We start from the raw sequence: 16,429 nt of genomic DNA, 5'->3' as shown, positions 1-16,429 counted from the left end.
GGCCGCGACCCGGTGCCCAGGTCAACCCGTTACGCCATGTTGCCGCCGCCATTCACATGAAGCGTGGCGCCCGTCACATAGGCCGCCTCCTGCGAGGCCAGATACAGCACCGCTGCCGCGATCTCGACTGGCTTGCCCATCCGGCCCACCGGCACATCGGCCAGAATGCGCGCGCGCTGCTCGTCGTTCAGCTTTTCGGTCATCGCGGTTTCCACCAGACCGGGGGCGACACAGTTCACCGTGATGCCGCGCGTCGCAACCTCTTGCGCCAGCGATTTCGACAGGCCCTGCAGGCCGGCCTTGGCGGCGGCATAATTGGCCTGCCCCGGATTGCCCGCCGTGCCGACGACGGATGTGATATTGATGATCCGCCCCCAGCGCGCCTTCATCATGCCGCGCAACGCCGCCCGGCAGAGGCGGAAGGACGAGGTCAGGTTGACCTCGATCACCTGCGCCCAATCGTCATCCGACATGCGCATCATCAACCCGTCACGGGTGATCCCGGCGTTGTTGACCAGAATATCCACCTGCCCCATCGCCTCGGTCGCGCGCTTCATCAGCGCCTCGACCTCTTCGGCAACCGACAGGTTGCAGGGCAGCACATTCGCCCGGCTGCCCAGTTCGGCGGCCAGCGCCTCCAGCGGCTCGACCCGCGTGCCCGACAGGCCGACGGTGGCCCCCGCCGCGTGCAGCGCGCGCGCCACCTCGCCCCCGATCCCGCCCGACGCGCCCGTCACCAGCGCGGATTTTCCGGTCAGATCAAACATTGCAAACTCCCCCACCCAGAAGGTCTTCATCTGTTCATAAATATCCCGCGGGGGTCCGGAGGCGCGAAGCCCCCGGCGCTGTCCGCAGGCGCCGGCCTCAGGCCTTCAGCGCGGCCACATCCTCGGGTGTGCCAACGGCCTTCAGCACCACATCGCCCCCGATGATGCGCTTGATCATGCCCGACAGCGCCTTGCCTGCCCCGATTTCCCAGTATTCTGCCACACCGGCACCCGCCATCCACAGCACCGATTCCCGCCAGCGCACCGATCCCGTCACCTGCGCCACCAGCAATTGCCGGATGCGGTCCGGCTCGGTCACCGCCTCGGCCCGCACATTGGCGACCAGCGGCACCTTGGGGGCATGGATCACCACGCCCGCCAGTGCCTCGGCCATCACGGCAGCGGCGGGTTGCATCAGCGCGCAGTGAAAAGGGGCGGAAACCGGCAGCATCAGCGCGCGCTTTGCACCCTTGGCCTTGGCAATCTCGACCGCCCGCTCGACCGCGGCCTTGTGGCCGGACACCACCACCTGCGCGGGGTCATTGTCATTGGCGGCCTGACAGACCTCGCCCTGCGCGGCCTCTGCCGCGACTTCGGTCGCGGTGGCAAAATCCAGCCCCAGCAGGGCGGCCATCGCGCCCACGCCCACCGGAACCGCCTCTTGCATGGCCTTGCCGCGAATGCGCAGCAGGCGGGCGGTGTCGGACAGGCTTAGCGACCCCGCCGCGCACAGCGCCGAATATTCCCCCAAGGAATGCCCAGCGACGAAATCGCCCTGCTGGATGCCCAAGCCCTCGGCCCCCAAAGCTGCAATCGCCGCCATCGATGTTGCCATCAGCGCGGGTTGCGCGTTCTGCGTCAGCGTCAGTTCGGCAATGTCACCGCCCCAGATCAGCGCCGACAGCTTTTCTTCCAGCGCGTCATCCACCTCATCGAACACGGCTCTGGCGGCCGGATAGGCCTCGGCCAAGGCCTTGCCCATGCCGATGGCTTGCGCCCCTTGCCCCGGAAATACGAATGCGCGGCTCATCCCGTCCCCCTCGATGGTCTTTTCCCCGCTTAACCTTTCCGAACCCATCCTGCAATCGGCGCAAGCTCTTGACGGTCGCCGACGGCGGCTTCAGGGTCGCGCGCCATGATCCAGATGTGTCCCCTGTCCTGCGCCGCGTGATCTATGCCGTCCTGTTCGAAGCGATCGGCCTGATCATCTCTACCCTCGGCCGGCTGGCCTTTTCCGATCAGGATGCAAAGACCGCGGGTGGCGCGGCGCTGGGGTCGATGATCATTGCGCTGCTCTTCAACTATGCCTTCAACGCGGGGTTTGAGGCGTGGGAGCGGCGTCAGACCGTCAAGGGCCGCTCCTTTCGCCGCCGCATCGCGCATGGCGCGCTGTTTGAAGGTGGCCTGCTGATCCTGATGGTGCCGTTCCTGGCGTGGTGGATGGATGTCACGCTTTGGCAGGCGCTGGCCTATGATGCCGGGCTGCTGGTGTTCTTTGCGGTTTATACTTTTGGCTTTACATGGGCGTTCGACCGGGTGTTCGGCCTGCCTGCCTCGGCACTGTAGAAGCGGGGCCAGCCCCCAGTCCCGGTCCGGCCCGGCCACGGGCCGGGCGTTCTTCGCGGAAATCGTCCACTGGACGATTTCTGATCGCTCATCCCCCCGGAGTATTTCTGCCAAGAGGAACAGGGGGAACGCGCGCTTGCATCGGGCAGGTTCTTCTGTATAAGGCCGCATCCTTTGCTGCATTTTCCATGAACCGGCGCAGCCTCTCGTGGACGGGCCGCAGCAAAGGGTTTGCCCGTCCTATGAAATGCGCCTGACAGAACCGGAGTGCACATGCCGCTGTACGAGCATGTCTTTATTTCGCGTCAGGACCTGTCCAACGCGCAGGCTGAAGGCCTGGTGGAACATTTCTCGACCGTCCTTTCGGACAACGGCGGCAAAGTCGTCGAATCCGAATACTGGGGCGTCAAGACGATGGCCTACAAGATCAACAAGAACCGCAAGGGCCACTATGCCCTGCTCAAGTCGGACGCACCCGCGGCCGCCGTGCAGGAAATGGAACGCCTGATGCGTCTGCATGACGATGTCATGCGCGTCTTGACGATCAAGGTCGATACCCATGCCGAGGGCCCCTCGGTTCAGATGCAAAAGCGCGACGAGCGTGAACGCGGCGACCGCGGTGACCGTCCTGAAGGCGGTTTCGGTGGCGAACGTCGTGAGCGTCCCTCGTTCGGCGATCGTCCCGAGCGTTCGGGCGGTTTCCGTCGCTGATCTGAAAACAGGAGCATAAACCATGGCGAACAAACCGTTTTTCCGCCGCCGCAAGGTCTGCCCGTTCTCGGGTGACAATGCACCGGCGATCGACTTCAAGGACACCCGTCTGCTGCAACGCTACATCTCGGAGCGTGGCAAGATCGTTCCGTCCCGTATCACCGCGGTCTCGGCCAAGAAGCAGCGTGAACTGGCGCAAGCCATCAAGCGCGCCCGCTTCCTGGCCCTGCTGCCCTATGCCGTGAAGTAAGGGAGACAGGCACATGCAAGTTATCCTGCTTCAGCGCGTGGCCAAGCTTGGCCAGATGGGCGAAGTCGTCAACGTCAAGGACGGCTACGCACGCAACTTCCTCTTGCCGCAAGGCAAGGCCCTGCGTGCCAATGCCAACAACATCAAATCCTTCGAGGCCAAGAAGGCCCAGCTTGAGGCCACAAACCTCGAGACCAAGAAGGAAGCCGAAGTTGTGGCCGCCAAACTGGACGGCCAGACCTTTGTGGTGATTCGGTCCGCCTCGGATTCGGGCGCGCTTTACGGGTCGGTTTCGCCCCGTGACGCAGCCGAAGCCGCGACCGCTGCCGGCTTCACCGTCAAGCGCGACCAGGTTGTGATGGACAAGCCGATCAAGGATCTGGGCATCCACACCGTGACCGTGGTCCTGCACCCCGAAGTATCGTCCACGATCAATCTGAACGTGGCCCGCTCGGTTGAAGAAGCCGAACTTCAAGCTTCGGGCAAGTCGATCCAGGAACTGGCAGCCGAGGCGGAAGCCGCGGCCGAGTTCGAGATTGCCGAGCTGTTCGACGAAGTCGGCGCTGCCGCCAACGACGAGTAATCCTTTCCCTGACCAGGGATCGGCAGCCGCGCCCCGAGCAATCGGGGCGCGGTTTTCGTTTGCCCGACAGCGGGCGTCGGGAACAGGACAGCGCGCGCGCCGCCCCTGGCTAGCCTGCCGTCATGCGCACCTCTTCCACCACCTTGGGCATTCTATATCTGATCGCGGGGATCGCGATTTTTTCGGTGCAGGATCTGATTCTGAAGCTGCTGTCGGGCAGTTATCCGCTGCATCAGGCGATGGTGCTGCGCAGCCTGACGGCCATTCCCTGCCTGCTGGTGATCACCAAGCTGATGGATGGCACCCTGCGCGGGCTGGTCAGCCCGACATGGCCGCTGATGCTGGTGCGGGGGGTGCTGAACTTTCTGGCTTACACCGCGTATTATCTGGCGCTTGCGGCGTTGCCGATGGCAACGACGGTGGCGCTGTATTTCACCGCACCACTGATGATCACCCTGCTGTCGGCGCTGGTGCTGAAGGAGCGGGTCAGCCCGCGCCGCTGGCTGGCTTTGGCGGCAGGGTTCGCGGGCGTGGTGATCATGGTGCAGCCCGGCGGCGATCTGTTCGACTGGGCGGCGCTGCTGCCCATCTTTTGCGGCGCGGCCTATGCCGGGTCGATGGTGGCCGCCCGCATCATGGGCGTGCGCGACAGTGCCGCCGCGTTGGCCTTTTGGGGCAATATCGCGTTCCTGCTGTGCGCGGCGGCGCTGGCGCTGGTCTATGGCACCGGCGCGCATGAGGGGGCGGGCCATGCCAGCCTGGCCTTCCTGACGCGCGGCTGGGTCTGGCCCACTACGCAGGACGCCCTGCTGATGTGCGCCTGCGGCGGCATCGCGGCCATCGGCCTGACGCTGTTGACCCAAGCCTATCGCATCGCCGCCAATTCGGTGGTGGCCCCGTTCGAGTTCACCTTCGCCTTCTGGGGCATCCTGTGGGGCTGGCTGTTCTGGGGCGACCTGCCCAATGCGTTGGGCTGGCTGGGCATCACCATCATCATCGGCGCGGGGCTGTATGTGGTGCGGGCCGATGAGCCAAACGAAAAGGCCGCACCCAAAGGCGCGGCCTGATCTGTTGCCTGCAAGGAGCGCTTAGAACTCGTCCAGCGCCTCGACGGCCTTTTGCAAATCGTCCTTGCCGATTTCCTTGTCGGTCACCTTGGCACCGGCCACGATGTGATCAACCACCTTGTCTTCATACAGCGGCGCGCGCAGTTGCTGTTGCATCTGGGCGTTCTTCTGCACGAATTCAAAGAAGGCGCGTTCCTGGCCCGGATACTGGCGGGCAGCGGCCAGAACGGCCTGGGTCATCTCGGCGTCGGACACCTCGACATCGGCCTTGCGACCGATTTCGGCCAGCAGCAGCCCCAGACGCACGCGGCGTTCGGCCAGCTTTTTATGCTCATCCGTGGTTTCGATCGAGCCGTGGTCATGGCCGTGGTGATCGGGGTTTTCCTCGTGCCACAGCTGGTGGGCGATCTGGCTGGCTTCCGCCTCGACCAGTTTCGCGGGCAGATCGAACTGCACCAGACCGTCCAGTTGATCCAGCAGCGACCGTTTCATCACGGCGCGCGAGGCACCTTTGTATTCGTCTTCCAGACGCGAGGTGATCTGACCCTTCAGCGCAGCCAGATCTTCGGCGCCGAACTTCTTGGCCAGCTCGTCGTCGATCTCGGCGGCCTTCGGCTCGCGCACTTCCTTGACGGTGGTTTCGAACACAGCGGCCTTGCCGGCCAGATGTGCGGCACCATAGTTTTCCGGGAAGGACACTTCGACCTTCACTTCTTCACCGGCCTTGGTGCCGACAAGTTGATCCTCGAAACCGGGGATGAAGCTGTTCGAACCCAGAACCAGCGGGTAATCCTCGCCAGCGCCGCCTTCGAAATAATCGCCGTCAACCGAGCCCTTGAAGTCGATCACGACCTGATCGCCCGACTTGGCCTTCGATCCCTTCTTGCGGGCCTCGAAGTTCTTGGCGTTGTCGGCCAGATTCTTCAGCGCCTCTTCCACGGCACCTTCGTCGGCCTTCACGACCAGACGTTCCAGCGTGATCTTGGCGGTATCCAGCTCGGGAATCGGCGGCAGGGCTTCGTAGGCCATCTCGACCACGACATCCTGACCCTCTTTCCACTCTTCGCCGCCAACCATCTTGACTTCGGGTTGCAGCGCCGGGCGGTCGCCGGTCTTCTCGAAATGGTCTTTCATCGCGCCGTCGATGGCATCTTGCATCGCATCGCCCGTCAGGCGCTGGCCGAATTGCTTTTTCAGGATCGCCAGAGGAACCTTGCCCTTGCGGAAGCCCTTGATTTCAATGTCGGGCTGGGCCTCAAGCAGTTTTTCCTGCACTTTGGCTTCCAGCTCGGCCGCCGACACCGTGATGGTGTAGGCGCGCTTCAGGCCGTCTTTCAGGGTCTCGGTGACCTGCATATCTCGTCCTTCTCAATCCAATACTGGTGCGGGTGAAGGGAGTCGAACCCCCACGCCTTGCGGCGCCGGAACCTAAATCCGGTGCGTCTGCCAGTTCCGCCACACCCGCGAATTGCCACAGAGCAGACCGGCTGGCCTGCCCCGCAAATCCGCGCCCTTCTAACAAAGCCCGTTGCAGGATGCGAGAGGAAAAAGCGCAAGGCACGGGGCAATGACAGTCCACCGAAATGACCGCAGCACGCCACATTCAGACCGCATTTGACGAGAAAATTGACCGCAGCTTCTTCCCGAGGTTGCAATGACCACGCTTGACCTTGCCCATCAGTCTAAAACTGCCGCAACCGAGCCCCCCGAAGCGATCGGCTTTCTGGCCGGAACGCAGGTGATGACCGCCGAGGGCGAGCTGCCGGTAGAACTGTTGGGGCTGGGCGACCGGGTGATCACCCGGCGCGGCATAGCAAAGGTGGTGGAAATCGAAATCCGCAGCCAGCAGGATGCGCAGGTGATTGTGGTCAGCCCAGATACGCTGGGCATCGGCCGCCCCGGAGCCGAGGTGCGCCTTGCCCCCGATCAGCGCGTTCTGGTGCGTGACTGGCGCGCCAAGGCGCTGTGGGGCGTGGCAGAGGCCGCTGTTCCCGTCTCGCAACTGGTGGATGGAGAGTTCATCCGGCAAGAGCGCGTGGCCCTTGCCCATTTCGTTACCCTGCGACTGACGTCGGAGGCTGTGGTGATGGCGGGCGGGCTGGATCTGTGCTGCCCCGCAGCCGCTTTGGCCGTCTCGACCTAGGCACCCGTCCGCGCCTTGGTCACGTCAAACCCGTAAAGCCAGTCGAACCGTTTCAACGCCAGATCGGGGGCCACCGCATTGCCGATGCGCAGCGCGGTATGGCCGACAAACCGTGGCAAACCCGACAGATGATAGGCTCGGGCATTTCTGTTCGCCGCCTGGACGATCCGCGCGCAACGCGGCGCACGCGCCGCCTGCCAGGCTGGCAACGTCTGCTGGCCCTGCCCCAGCGCCTGCGCCAGCGACCAGGCATCCTCCAGCGCCATACTTGCGCCCTGCGCCAGAAACGGCAGCGTTGGATGCGCGGCATCGCCGAGAATCGCCACCGCGCCTTCGGGCATCACCCGCTGCCAGACCGGTGCTATCGGATGGCGGAACAGTCCCCACAGCCAGACATCCTGCGCCTGTTCCAGCCAGCCCTGCACCCGCGGCGCAAAGCCCTGAAACGCCAGACGCAACTCCATCGCATCATCGCGCAGTGACCAGCTTTCCTGCACCCAGGCCTTGCGCTCTTCTACCGCGACGATGTTGCGCCAACGCCCGCCCCGCAAGGGATAGCTGACCAGGTGGCGGCCCGGGCCCATATGCACCTCGGCCACCGCGTCGGCGCCCGGCATCTCTGGCACCACGGCACGCCAGGCGACCTGCCCGGTAAAGAACGGCGCGGCGGCCCCGTTCAGCGCGGCGCGCGTCGGCGAATGCAGCCCGTCGGCCCCGATCAGGGTGCCGGGCAGAAACTCGGCCCCTTGCGCGGTCACGATGCGCGGGCGCGGGCCGGACAGATCAACCTGATCAATCTTGTGCAGCAGGCGGATCTGCACGCCCGCCTCGCGCGCACCATTGGCCAGAATGTCGATCAGATCGGCGCGGTGCAGGAAATGCCAGCCAAGCGCCGGGTAATGCGCCGCCATATCCATCCGCAGCACGTTCGCGCCCGAGAGCCCGTCTTTCAGCGCCACCGCCTGTGCGCGCACCGAGGCCGCACGCATCGCATCGCCCAGACCCAGCGCATCGATCACCGCCGCACCATTTGGCCCGATTTGCAGGCCTGCCCCCACCTCTCGGATGGCGTCGGCCTGCTCCAGCACCAGTACCTGCCAGCCCTGCCGCGCCAGGGCGCGCGCCACGGCAAGGCCCGCCACCCCCGCCCCGAGGATCGTCACCTCTTGCGCCATGCCATACCCCCGGAAAAGAAAAGGCCGGGCGAAATGCCCGGCTTATCCTTCGGCCATCGGGTGGGGGGCCGCAAGCCCCGCACCGGGCGGTCAATCGTCGCGGTGAACCTTTTCGCGGCGCTCGTGCCGCTCTTGCGCTTCCAGCGTCATGGTGGCGATCGGGCGCGCATCCAGCCGCTTGAGGCTGATCGGCTCTCCGGTCATCTCGCAATAGCCGTATTCGCCGTTATCAATCCGCCGCATCGCAGAATCGATCTTGGCGATCAGTTTCCTTTGGCGGTCACGGGTGCGCAGTTCCAGCGCACGGTCGGTCTCTTCGCTGGCGCGGTCAGCCAGATCGGGCACGTTGCGGGCGCTTTCCGTCAGATTGTCCAGCGTTTCGGCCGACTGATCCAGAAGCTCTTGTTTCCAGATCAGAAGTTTGCGGCGGAAATATTCCAACTGCCGGTCATTCATGAAGGGTTCGTCTTCGGCCGGCCGGTAGTCGTCAGGCAAGAACACTTCGGGCTTCATCACAGCACACTCCAGTCGTGTCGGCGCGCCTTGGCCAGGTGGCAACTGACGTGGCGCTCTCCTGTTGGCGCGGCATGTAGCCTATCGCCAAACCATTGTCACTAGCAGTTGCGACATTTTGACGGCGCCTCTAGGGTCGCGCCAAATATATAGGGTCAGCGAGGCTGCCATGAAGTTCGACACCACCCCCAGCTATGTCGCCACCGATGACCTGAAGGTTGCGGTCAACGCCGCCGTGGCGCTGGAACGCCCTCTTCTGGTCAAGGGCGAACCCGGCACCGGCAAGACCGAGCTGGCCCGGCAGGTGGCGGCCAGCCTTGGGCTGCCCCTGATCGAATGGCATGTGAAATCGACCACCCGCGCCCAGCAGGGCCTTTATGAATACGATGCCGTCAGCCGGTTGCGCGACAGCCAGTTGGGCGATGCGCGGGTGCATGAGCTTGCGAATTACATCCGCCGCGGCAAGCTGTGGCAGGCTTTTGCGGCGCAAGGCCGCGTGGTTCTGCTGATTGACGAGATCGACAAGGCCGACATCGAGTTTCCGAACGACCTGTTGCAAGAGTTGGACCGGATGGAGTTCCATGTCTACGAGACGGGCGAGACGGTGCGCGCCCGTCAGCGGCCCGTGGTTATCATCACCTCGAACAACGAAAAGGAACTGCCAGAGGCATTCCTGCGCCGCTGCTTCTTTCACTACATCCGCTTTCCCGACCCCGATGTTCTGGCCGCCATCGTCCGCCTGCACTACCCCGGCATCAAAGAGGCGCTGCTGGCCGCAGCCCTGACGCGATTCTTCGAGATTCGCGAAACGCCTGGGTTGAAGAAAAAGCCCTCAACCTCCGAGGCGCTGGACTGGTTGAAGCTGCTTTTGGCCGAAGACCTTTCCCCCGAAGACCTGCGACGCGAGGGCAAGCATGCGCTGCCCCGCCTGTATGGTGCGCTGCTCAAGAATGAACAGGATGTGCAACTGTTCGAACGGCTGGCCTTCATGGCCCGGGGGCAGCGCTAGGGCTGGCCTGTGGATAACCCTGATTCGTACAGCAGAGCCACAACTTGGCCATCATTCCGCCACGTTTCATTCACCTAAGTCCCAAATTATGAAACACTTGGAAACTTTCCGTGATCACACGGCAGCACATCTGGCACATGGCTGCGCCACGACCGCCAAGGCTAGTCTGGCCAAAACAATCAGGAAATCCAAAGATTGACACCGGACTGCCCAGAAACAGACATTGCGGGCATGTTGTCTCGAAGAGCGGACCAACCGGCTGCCACCAAGGACCGCTCGGGCCTCGTATCTGGTGAATCGCAAGAAAATCATCGGCTTGTCGCGCGTTGTTTCAGTGTGGCAAGACGGGCGCGGAAACAGGGTGGCAAACGGGGTGAATGGACCGGCGGGGAAACCCGCAACGGACCGGCGGCGCGAGGGGAGTGGGGGCTTCCCTCGCCGCAGCCCGGACCTGGGACAGCTTGCCTTGGTGCCTTGCCTGCGTGCCCTTTTTACGAATGAGACTTCACTGATGCGCCGTGCCATCTTTCTTCCCTTGCTGCTTCTGGCCGCCTGCACCGCCCACCCTGCCGCAGAGGTGACAATGCGCGCCGGTTCTCCGGCCACGGCATTGGTTGCGCTGCCGCTTCTGGCCGATGGTCAGCGCGCGGTGACAGCACCTCTGCATGGAAATGCCGATCTGGCGCGCGATTTTCTGGATCTGGAATTCCAGATGGAAAGCGGGCGGCGGCTGACGATGCTCACACGGTTTGAAACGCCGGTCACTGTGGCGCTGGCGGGCGCGGTTCCACAGCAGGCGGCGGCGGAATTACAGCGCGTTGTCGGGCGCATGCAGGCCGAAGCGGGGCTAGACATCCGCATGGCGGCAACCGGATCAAGCGCCAGTATTGTCATCGAATTCCTGCCGCGCCGTTCCCTGTCACGCGCGGCCCCAACGGCGGCCTGCTTCGTGGTGCCGAACGTCAGCTCTTTTGCCGAATACCGCAGACACCGGACCGACGCCCTGACAGACTGGGGGCAGTTGACCCAACGGCAGCGGGCGGCGATTTTTGTGCCCTCTGACACCAGCCCGCAAGAGGTGCGCGACTGTTTCCACGAGGAACTGGCCCAGGCGCTTGGCCCGCTGAACGACCTGTATCGGCTGACAGACTCCGTCTTTAACGACGACAATTTCAACGCAGTGCTAACCCCCTTCGATATGCTGATCCTGCGCATTCACTATGCGCCAGACCTGCACTCCGGGATGACAGAGGCCGAAGTGGCCGCCCGCCTTCCCGCGATTTTGGCCCGCCTGAATCCCGCAGGCATCGGTCTGCCCGCCACAGTTGCCGACATCGGCCCGCATGACTGGACCGATGCCGTCGAGGCGACCTTTGGCCCCATGGGTGGCAAGGCCCGCGCCGCCTCTGCCCAGCGGATGCTGGCCATCGCCCATGCCGAGGGCTGGACCGATGCCCGGCTGGGGCTGGCGCTTTATGCTGTGGGGCGCTCTCAGCTTGGCTTCGATCCGCAGGCCGCCGTGCAGGCGCTGACCGAGGCACGGCGCGTTTATGCCAACCTGCCCGGCGCCGAGGTGCATGTGGCCCATGTGGACATGCAGCTTGCCGCGATTGCCTTGAAAACCGGCCAGCCACGGCAAGCCATCGCCTTTGCCGACCATGCGATTCCCGTGGCGCGGCATTCGCAGAACTTTTCGCTGGCGGCGACACTGATGCTGATCAAGGCCCACGCGCTGGAAAGGACGGGCCAGACCGCCGCCGCCCGCAGCCTGCATCTGGACGCCGCACCCCTTGCGCGCTATGGCTTCGGCTCGGACAAACAGATGCGCGCGCGGATGGCTGAAATCGCCGCCCTGGACGCGCGCGACGGGGGCTGACCGCCCCGCAGCAGGGGCAGGAAACCGGAATGATCGTACTTGCAGGCCTTGTGATCGGCGCGGTCATCGGCGGGCTGACCGCAAAACGGCGCGGCGGCAAGCGGCTGGATATTCTGCAATATGCCGCGATCTATGCCATTGCCTTCGCGCTTTTGGGCATGTTCGCCAGCATCTTCATCGACCGCATGGCGCGGTAAGCGATGTTCCTGCCGTTCTTCCAGGCCCTGCGGGCGGAAGGAGTGCCGGTTTCCCTGCGTGAATTTCTGGCCTTTCATCAGGCCATGGCCGCCGATCTGGTGACCCTTGACATCGAAGGGTTCTATCACCTTGCCCGCGTTGTCATGGTCAAGGACGAACGCCATTTCGACCGGTTCGACCGCGCCTTTGCCGCCGCCTTCAAGGGGTTGGAAACCATTTCCCCCGAACAGGCGATCGAGGCGCTGGATCTGCCAGGCGACTGGCTGGCCAAGCTGGCCGAAAAGTACCTGACAGCCGAGGAAAAGGCGCAAATACAGGCGCTTGGCGGGTTTGATGCGCTGATGGAGACGCTGAAGGCCCGGCTGGAACAGCAGAAGGGCCGCCATCAGGGCGGCAACAAATGGATCGGCACCGCAGGCACATCGCCCTTTGGCGCCTATGGTTACAACCCCGAGGGCATCCGCATCGGGCAGGATGCCAGCCGCCACCAGCGCGCCGTCAAGGTCTGGGACAAGCGCGAGTTTCGCAATCTGGATGATCAGGTCGAACTGGGCACCCGCAACATCAAGGTGGCCCTGCGCCGGTTGCGCAAATGGGCGCGCGATGGCGCGGTGGAGGAATTTGATCTGGATGGCACGATCCGCGCCACCGCCAAGCAGGGCTGGCTGGATGTGAAAACCCGCCCCGAACGGCGCAACGCCGTGAAAGTGCTGCTGTTTCTGGACGTGGGCGGCAGCATGGACCCCTATGTCAAGGTGATGGAAGAGCTGTTCAGCGCCGCGCGGGCAGAGTTCAAGCAGCTTGTGCCCTTTTATTTTCACAACTGCCTTTACGAAGGTGTCTGGCGCAACAATGCCCGCCGCTGGAACGCCCAGACCCCAACCGCCGAAGTGCTGCGCACCTATGGCAGCGACTATAAGGCGATCTTCGTCGGTGATGCCGCGATGTCACCCTATGAAATCCTGCACCCCGGCGGGGCCAATGAACATTGGAACCCGGAAAGCGGTCAGGTCTGGCTGCACCGCGCCTGCACCCAATGGCCCAACCACCTGTGGATAAATCCGGTGCCAGAGGCGCATTGGGGCCATAGCCAATCGACCCCCCTGATCCGCGATATCTTTGCAGGCCAGATGGTGCCGATGACGCTGGAAGGCCTGTCACGCGGGATCAAGGCGCTGCGGTAGGAGAAACGCAAACCTGTCCGGGCGCGACCTGCCATTGAAGCGCGCGCCATGGCTGGCCATATTCCATGGCATGGTCGCCGTCCTGATCCCCATTGCCCTTGCCGTGGTTTACGCGCTGTTCTCGCTGGTCATGTCGGTCAGCCAGACTAAAAAGGCATTGGCCGCCCGGTCGCGGCCCCTGCATGACCCCGAGATTGAGGCTGCGGCTGACCGTCTGGCCCATGCGCTGGACCTGCCGCGCATTGCGGTGAATGTCTATGAGGTTGACGCGGTAAACGGCCTTGCCGCGCCCGATGGCCAGATTTACCTGACGCGCGGCTTTCTGGCGAGGAAGGCGCGAGGCGAGGTTTCGGCTGATGAGCTGGCCAGCGTCATCGCGCATGAGCTGGGCCATGTGGCGCTGGGGCATGTGCGGCGGCGGATGATCGATTTCACCGGGCAGAATGTGGTCTTCGTGGTCTTGTCGGCGGCGCTGGCGCGGTTTTTGCCCTTCGTAGGTGTAGGACTGGCGCGGCTGGTATCCATGGCGGTGATGGCCCGGCTTTCGCGCCGCGATGAGTTTGAGGCGGATGCCTGGGCCGCGGCCCTGCTGACCAAGGCAGGCATCGGCACCGGGCCGCAAAAGTCGCTGTTTCGCAAGCTGGAGCGTCTGGTTGGCGGGCAGGCCGGGCAGCCCGCGTGGCTGTTAAGCCACCCGGCGATTGACGACCGGATTGCCGCGATTGATGCGATGGAGCGGCGCTGGCAAAGGGCGTGACAAAATCCTTCGAAGGATTTTGCAAGTTTCTTCGAAGAAATTTGGTCCCTATTCCGCCGCCAAAGCCTTGGCCAGCTTGGGCAATTGCGCCTTTTTCAGCAGTTTGCGCAGGGGGATCTGCTCTCCCAGCATCCGCTCGGCTGTGGCGTGAACCGATGTCACGACCGCTTCCACGTCCCGTGGCGCGTGGGACCACAACTCCCACAGGAACCCGTCGGGATCACGCCGCTCGATGCCGAATTCGGCCAGCACCGGGCGCGGGAAATCCTTGGCGTTAAAGGTTACGATGGCATCGGCGTGGCTGGCCACCGCCACCGCCAGAACGTGTTCGTCATTCGGGTCGGGCAGCGAAACCCGCGCCTCTATATTGGGCTGTTCGCGAACACTGGCGCGGGGAAAGGACGCCTTGACCACCAGCGCCTCGCCTTCGGCCTGCGCCATGGCACCGGGGCCGATCTTGTCGGTGGCGCGGGTCCATTCGCGCAAGATCCGTTCGGACCACATCGGCTCATAAACTCCGCGTGCCGCGACCCCCAACAGGATTTCGCGCAGCACGGTAGGATAAAGAACACAAGCGTCCAGAACGGCGCGCATCAATCCAGCCGGAAGAAGATCGACTTCAGATAGCTCGATTCCGCCAGTTGCGGCAGCACCGGATGGTCCGGCCCGGCGAACCCGGTATGCAATATCTGCCCACGCCGTCCACCGCGCCCGATGCCGCGCGCCGAGGCGTTGCGGAACGCCGACAGGTCCGCCGCATGGCTGCACGAACACAGAACCAGATAGCCGCCGGGCGCCACCAACGGGGCCGCCAGCCGCGCGATCCGTTCATAGGCGCGCAGGCCCGCCTCCAGCGCCGGTTTGGCGGGGGCAAAGGCGGGCGGGTCGCAGATCACCACGTCGAACTGCACAGCTTCGGTGCCCAGCGCCTCCAGCACGTCAAAGGCATCGCCCTGACGGGTGGCGAAGCGGTCCGCCACCCCCATCGCCGCGGCCCCCTGCCCCGCAAGGGTCAGCGCGGCGGCACTGGCATCTACCGCCAGCGCGCTGGCCGCGCCCCCGGCCAAGGCGGCAAGGCCAAAGCCCCCGACATGGGCAAACATATCCAGCACCCGCGCCCCTTTGGACAGGCGTGCAGCAAAGGCGTGGTTGGGGCGCTGGTCATAAAACAGGCCGGTTTTTTGCCCGCCCATCAGATCGGCCATATAGGTGGCCCCGTTCATCGGCACCGCAATCGGCCCCGCCAACGCGCCTTGCAACAGCACGGTTTCCTCGTCCAGCCCTTCCAGCCCCCGCGCGCGGCCTGAGCCGTTCTTGAGGACGGTGCTGACGCCCGTCACCGCGACCAGCGCCGCCACCAGTGCCTCCAGATGCACCTCGGCCCAGGCCGCGTTTGGCTGAACCACCGCCGCATCGCCAAAGCGGTCAATCACCACGCCGGGCAGGCCATCGGCCTCGGCATGGATCAGGCGATAGAAGGGCGCGTCGAACAGACGGTCGCGCAGGGTCAGCGCATGGGCGATACGGCGGGCGAACCACGCCTGATCGATTACCGCCTCCGGGTCGCGGTCCAGCATGCGGGCGACGATCTTGGATTTGACGTTGACCGTCACCAGACCCATCGGGCGGCGCAGGTCATCTTCCAGCACGGCCAGTGTGCCGGGGGGCAGCGCGGATGTGCGCCGATCCAGCGCCAGCTCATCGGCATAGACCCAGGGAAAGCCATGGCGAATGGCACGCGCCTCGGCCTTGGGGCGCAGGCGAACTACGGGGCGGCCGCGTGGCGCGGCGTCATCTTGATGCGAAAGAGGGGCTGTCATGCCCCTCCTCTATCTGTTTCCTGCCGGTTCGGGAAGCCTTAGCCCGCAGTTTCCGGGGCGGTCGGCGGCACGGCCATAAGGGCGCGGCCAATCACCTCTGGATCGGTCACCACCGTGGACAATTCGCGGCGCAAGACCTGAGTCAGATGTTCGGTCACAACGACACGCTGGGTGCGCCCGATACGGTCCTCGGCCACGGCGGCATTGCCTCCTGCGGCTTTTACATCGGCCAGAACACGGCGCGGACCGTCCAGAACCTGACCCGTGGCCGCATCGGTCACCGTCAGGATGAAATGCATCGAATGGGTTCCCCCGATCGTGTAGCGGGTCTTGTCGGTCACACCATGAAAGCGGATGACCTCGATTCCCACATTGACGGCGCGCCCCTGATGCATCGGCCCCGTCGCGGCCGTTGCGGCATCACGGAAGATCGACGCAACCTGCTGATAGCGGTCGCCATAGGGGTCGCCGTGCCACACGATATCGGCGCTGGGATGGAAAGAGTTCGCCTCGGACACACGCAAGGTCTGGGGCACATTCACGCTGACACCCACGACATCATAGGCAGACTGCATGACAACAGGGCCGCCCCCGCCTGACCGGGTGGCCGTTCTGGCCGGATCAACCGTGCTGCGGCTTGCAGGCTCGGAGCTGACGCAGGCCGAAAGCAGCAGCGCAACGGGAAGGGCGAATACCAGACGGGACGGGGCCATGATCTGAACCTCAAGACACAGCGCACCACGCGCTTGGGGGCAATTGGCCATGAGATTGTGACGATATTTAGGAAAATAAGCAGCAATTGCTGGGGAT

The 16,429-nt window shown here is 64.1% G+C and carries 19 protein-coding genes and 1 tRNA gene; 11 read left to right on the top strand and 9 right to left on the bottom strand.

From position 1 onward, the window contains the following. Positions 1–29 precede the first annotated feature (29 nt). Positions 30–767, bottom strand: a complete 738-nt coding sequence (gene fabG / locus JI744_RS06955) for a 3-oxoacyl-[acyl-carrier-protein] reductase (RefSeq protein WP_202658974.1) — start codon at positions 765–767, stop codon at positions 30–32. Between the two features lie 97 nt (positions 768–864). Continuing rightward, positions 865–1,797 carry an ACP S-malonyltransferase gene (gene fabD, locus JI744_RS06950; protein ID WP_202658973.1) on the bottom strand — a complete coding sequence of 311 codons (933 nt, stop codon included), beginning with the start codon at positions 1,795–1,797 and terminating at the stop codon, positions 865–867. Between the two features lie 116 nt (positions 1,798–1,913). Between fabD and JI744_RS06945 the strand changes: the two genes are divergently transcribed. The 5 genes from JI744_RS06945 (at position 1,914) to JI744_RS06925 (ending at position 4,944) form a co-directional block, all read left to right on the top strand. Next, complete coding sequence (locus JI744_RS06945; RefSeq protein ID WP_202658972.1) at positions 1,914–2,333, top strand: PACE efflux transporter; 420 nt, start codon at positions 1,914–1,916, stop codon at positions 2,331–2,333. A 273-nt stretch (positions 2,334–2,606) separates the two neighbouring features. Then, positions 2,607–3,044, top strand: a complete 438-nt coding sequence (gene rpsF, locus JI744_RS06940; protein WP_202658971.1) for a 30S ribosomal protein S6 — start codon at positions 2,607–2,609, stop codon at positions 3,042–3,044. 22 nt (positions 3,045–3,066) lie between these two features. Further along, a complete protein-coding gene (rpsR, locus tag JI744_RS06935) occupies positions 3,067–3,294 on the top strand; it encodes a 30S ribosomal protein S18 (RefSeq protein WP_202658970.1) in 228 nt (75 codons plus the stop codon). A gap of 13 nt (positions 3,295–3,307) precedes the next feature. Then, the gene (gene rplI / locus JI744_RS06930) at positions 3,308–3,877 is read left to right on the top strand and encodes a 50S ribosomal protein L9 (RefSeq protein WP_202658969.1); all 570 of its coding nucleotides are present in this window, start codon (positions 3,308–3,310) and stop codon (positions 3,875–3,877) included. A gap of 122 nt (positions 3,878–3,999) precedes the next feature. Continuing rightward, the gene (locus JI744_RS06925; RefSeq protein ID WP_202658968.1) at positions 4,000–4,944 is read left to right on the top strand and encodes a DMT family transporter; all 945 of its coding nucleotides are present in this window, start codon (positions 4,000–4,002) and stop codon (positions 4,942–4,944) included. A gap of 21 nt (positions 4,945–4,965) precedes the next feature. Here the strand turns inward: JI744_RS06925 and tig are convergent, their stop codons facing one another. Together tig and JI744_RS06915 are read right to left on the bottom strand one after the other, a co-directional pair. Then, a complete protein-coding gene (gene tig / locus JI744_RS06920; protein WP_202658967.1) occupies positions 4,966–6,300 on the bottom strand; it encodes a trigger factor in 1,335 nt (444 codons plus the stop codon). Positions 6,301–6,324: 24 nt separating this feature from the next. Beyond that, positions 6,325–6,409, bottom strand: a tRNA-Leu gene (locus JI744_RS06915). A 189-nt stretch (positions 6,410–6,598) separates the two neighbouring features. Here JI744_RS06915 and JI744_RS06910 point away from each other — a divergent pair. Beyond that, positions 6,599–7,087, top strand: a complete 489-nt coding sequence (locus tag JI744_RS06910; RefSeq protein WP_202658966.1) for a Hint domain-containing protein — start codon at positions 6,599–6,601, stop codon at positions 7,085–7,087. Here the strand turns inward: JI744_RS06910 and JI744_RS06905 are convergent. Beyond that, positions 7,084–8,262 carry an FAD-dependent oxidoreductase gene (locus tag JI744_RS06905; protein ID WP_202658965.1) on the bottom strand — a complete coding sequence of 393 codons (1,179 nt, stop codon included), beginning with the start codon at positions 8,260–8,262 and terminating at the stop codon, positions 7,084–7,086. The two genes, JI744_RS06910 and JI744_RS06905, sit on opposite strands and share 4 nt — an antisense overlap. Positions 8,263–8,352: 90 nt before the next feature. Beyond that, positions 8,353–8,775 carry an RNA polymerase-binding protein DksA gene (gene dksA, locus JI744_RS06900; protein ID WP_202659384.1) on the bottom strand — a complete coding sequence of 141 codons (423 nt, stop codon included), beginning with the start codon at positions 8,773–8,775 and terminating at the stop codon, positions 8,353–8,355. 169 nt (positions 8,776–8,944) lie between these two features. Between dksA and JI744_RS06895 the strand changes: the two genes are divergently transcribed. The 5 genes from JI744_RS06895 to JI744_RS06875 all read left to right on the top strand — a co-directional run bounded on the left by JI744_RS06895 (position 8,945) and on the right by JI744_RS06875 (position 13,799). Next, positions 8,945–9,784: an AAA family ATPase gene (locus JI744_RS06895; RefSeq protein WP_202658964.1), complete on the top strand. Its 840-nt coding sequence runs from the start codon at positions 8,945–8,947 to the stop codon at positions 9,782–9,784. A gap of 511 nt (positions 9,785–10,295) precedes the next feature. Beyond that, a complete protein-coding gene (locus JI744_RS06890; RefSeq protein ID WP_202658963.1) occupies positions 10,296–11,660 on the top strand; it encodes a DUF2927 domain-containing protein in 1,365 nt (454 codons plus the stop codon). Between the two features lie 29 nt (positions 11,661–11,689). Beyond that, complete coding sequence (locus JI744_RS06885) at positions 11,690–11,857, top strand: hypothetical protein (RefSeq protein WP_202658962.1); 168 nt, start codon at positions 11,690–11,692, stop codon at positions 11,855–11,857. Positions 11,858–11,860: 3 nt separating this feature from the next. Continuing rightward, positions 11,861–13,042 carry a vWA domain-containing protein gene (locus JI744_RS06880; protein WP_202658961.1) on the top strand — a complete coding sequence of 394 codons (1,182 nt, stop codon included), beginning with the start codon at positions 11,861–11,863 and terminating at the stop codon, positions 13,040–13,042. A 70-nt stretch (positions 13,043–13,112) separates the two neighbouring features. After that, positions 13,113–13,799, top strand: a complete 687-nt coding sequence (locus JI744_RS06875) for a M48 family metallopeptidase (RefSeq protein WP_202658960.1) — start codon at positions 13,113–13,115, stop codon at positions 13,797–13,799. Between the two features lie 48 nt (positions 13,800–13,847). Here the strand turns inward: JI744_RS06875 and JI744_RS06870 are convergent, their stop codons facing one another. From JI744_RS06870 to JI744_RS06860, 3 genes are read right to left on the bottom strand one after another with little or no spacing between them, the layout of a single operon-like run. After that, the gene (locus JI744_RS06870) at positions 13,848–14,393 is read right to left on the bottom strand and encodes an RSP_2648 family PIN domain-containing protein (protein WP_202658959.1); all 546 of its coding nucleotides are present in this window, start codon (positions 14,391–14,393) and stop codon (positions 13,848–13,850) included. Then, positions 14,393–15,619 (bottom strand): RSP_2647 family RNA methyltransferase, encoded by a 1,227-nt coding sequence (locus tag JI744_RS06865; protein WP_202658958.1) that lies wholly within the window; start codon positions 15,617–15,619, stop codon positions 14,393–14,395. Before JI744_RS06865 ends, JI744_RS06870 begins: the two co-directional genes overlap by 1 nt. Before the next feature lie 38 nt (positions 15,620–15,657). Then, entirely contained in the window at positions 15,658–16,383 is a 726-nt protein-coding gene (locus JI744_RS06860; RefSeq protein ID WP_202658957.1) for a DUF6778 family protein, read from the bottom strand. Positions 16,384–16,429: the final 46 nt, after the last annotated feature.

The organism is Fuscibacter oryzae, assembly GCF_016765795.1.
Classification (GTDB): domain Bacteria; phylum Pseudomonadota; class Alphaproteobacteria; order Rhodobacterales; family Rhodobacteraceae; genus Fuscibacter; species Fuscibacter oryzae.
The sequence above is the reverse complement of the archived record's forward strand: the minus strand, read 5'-3'. Positions and strand labels throughout refer to the sequence as shown.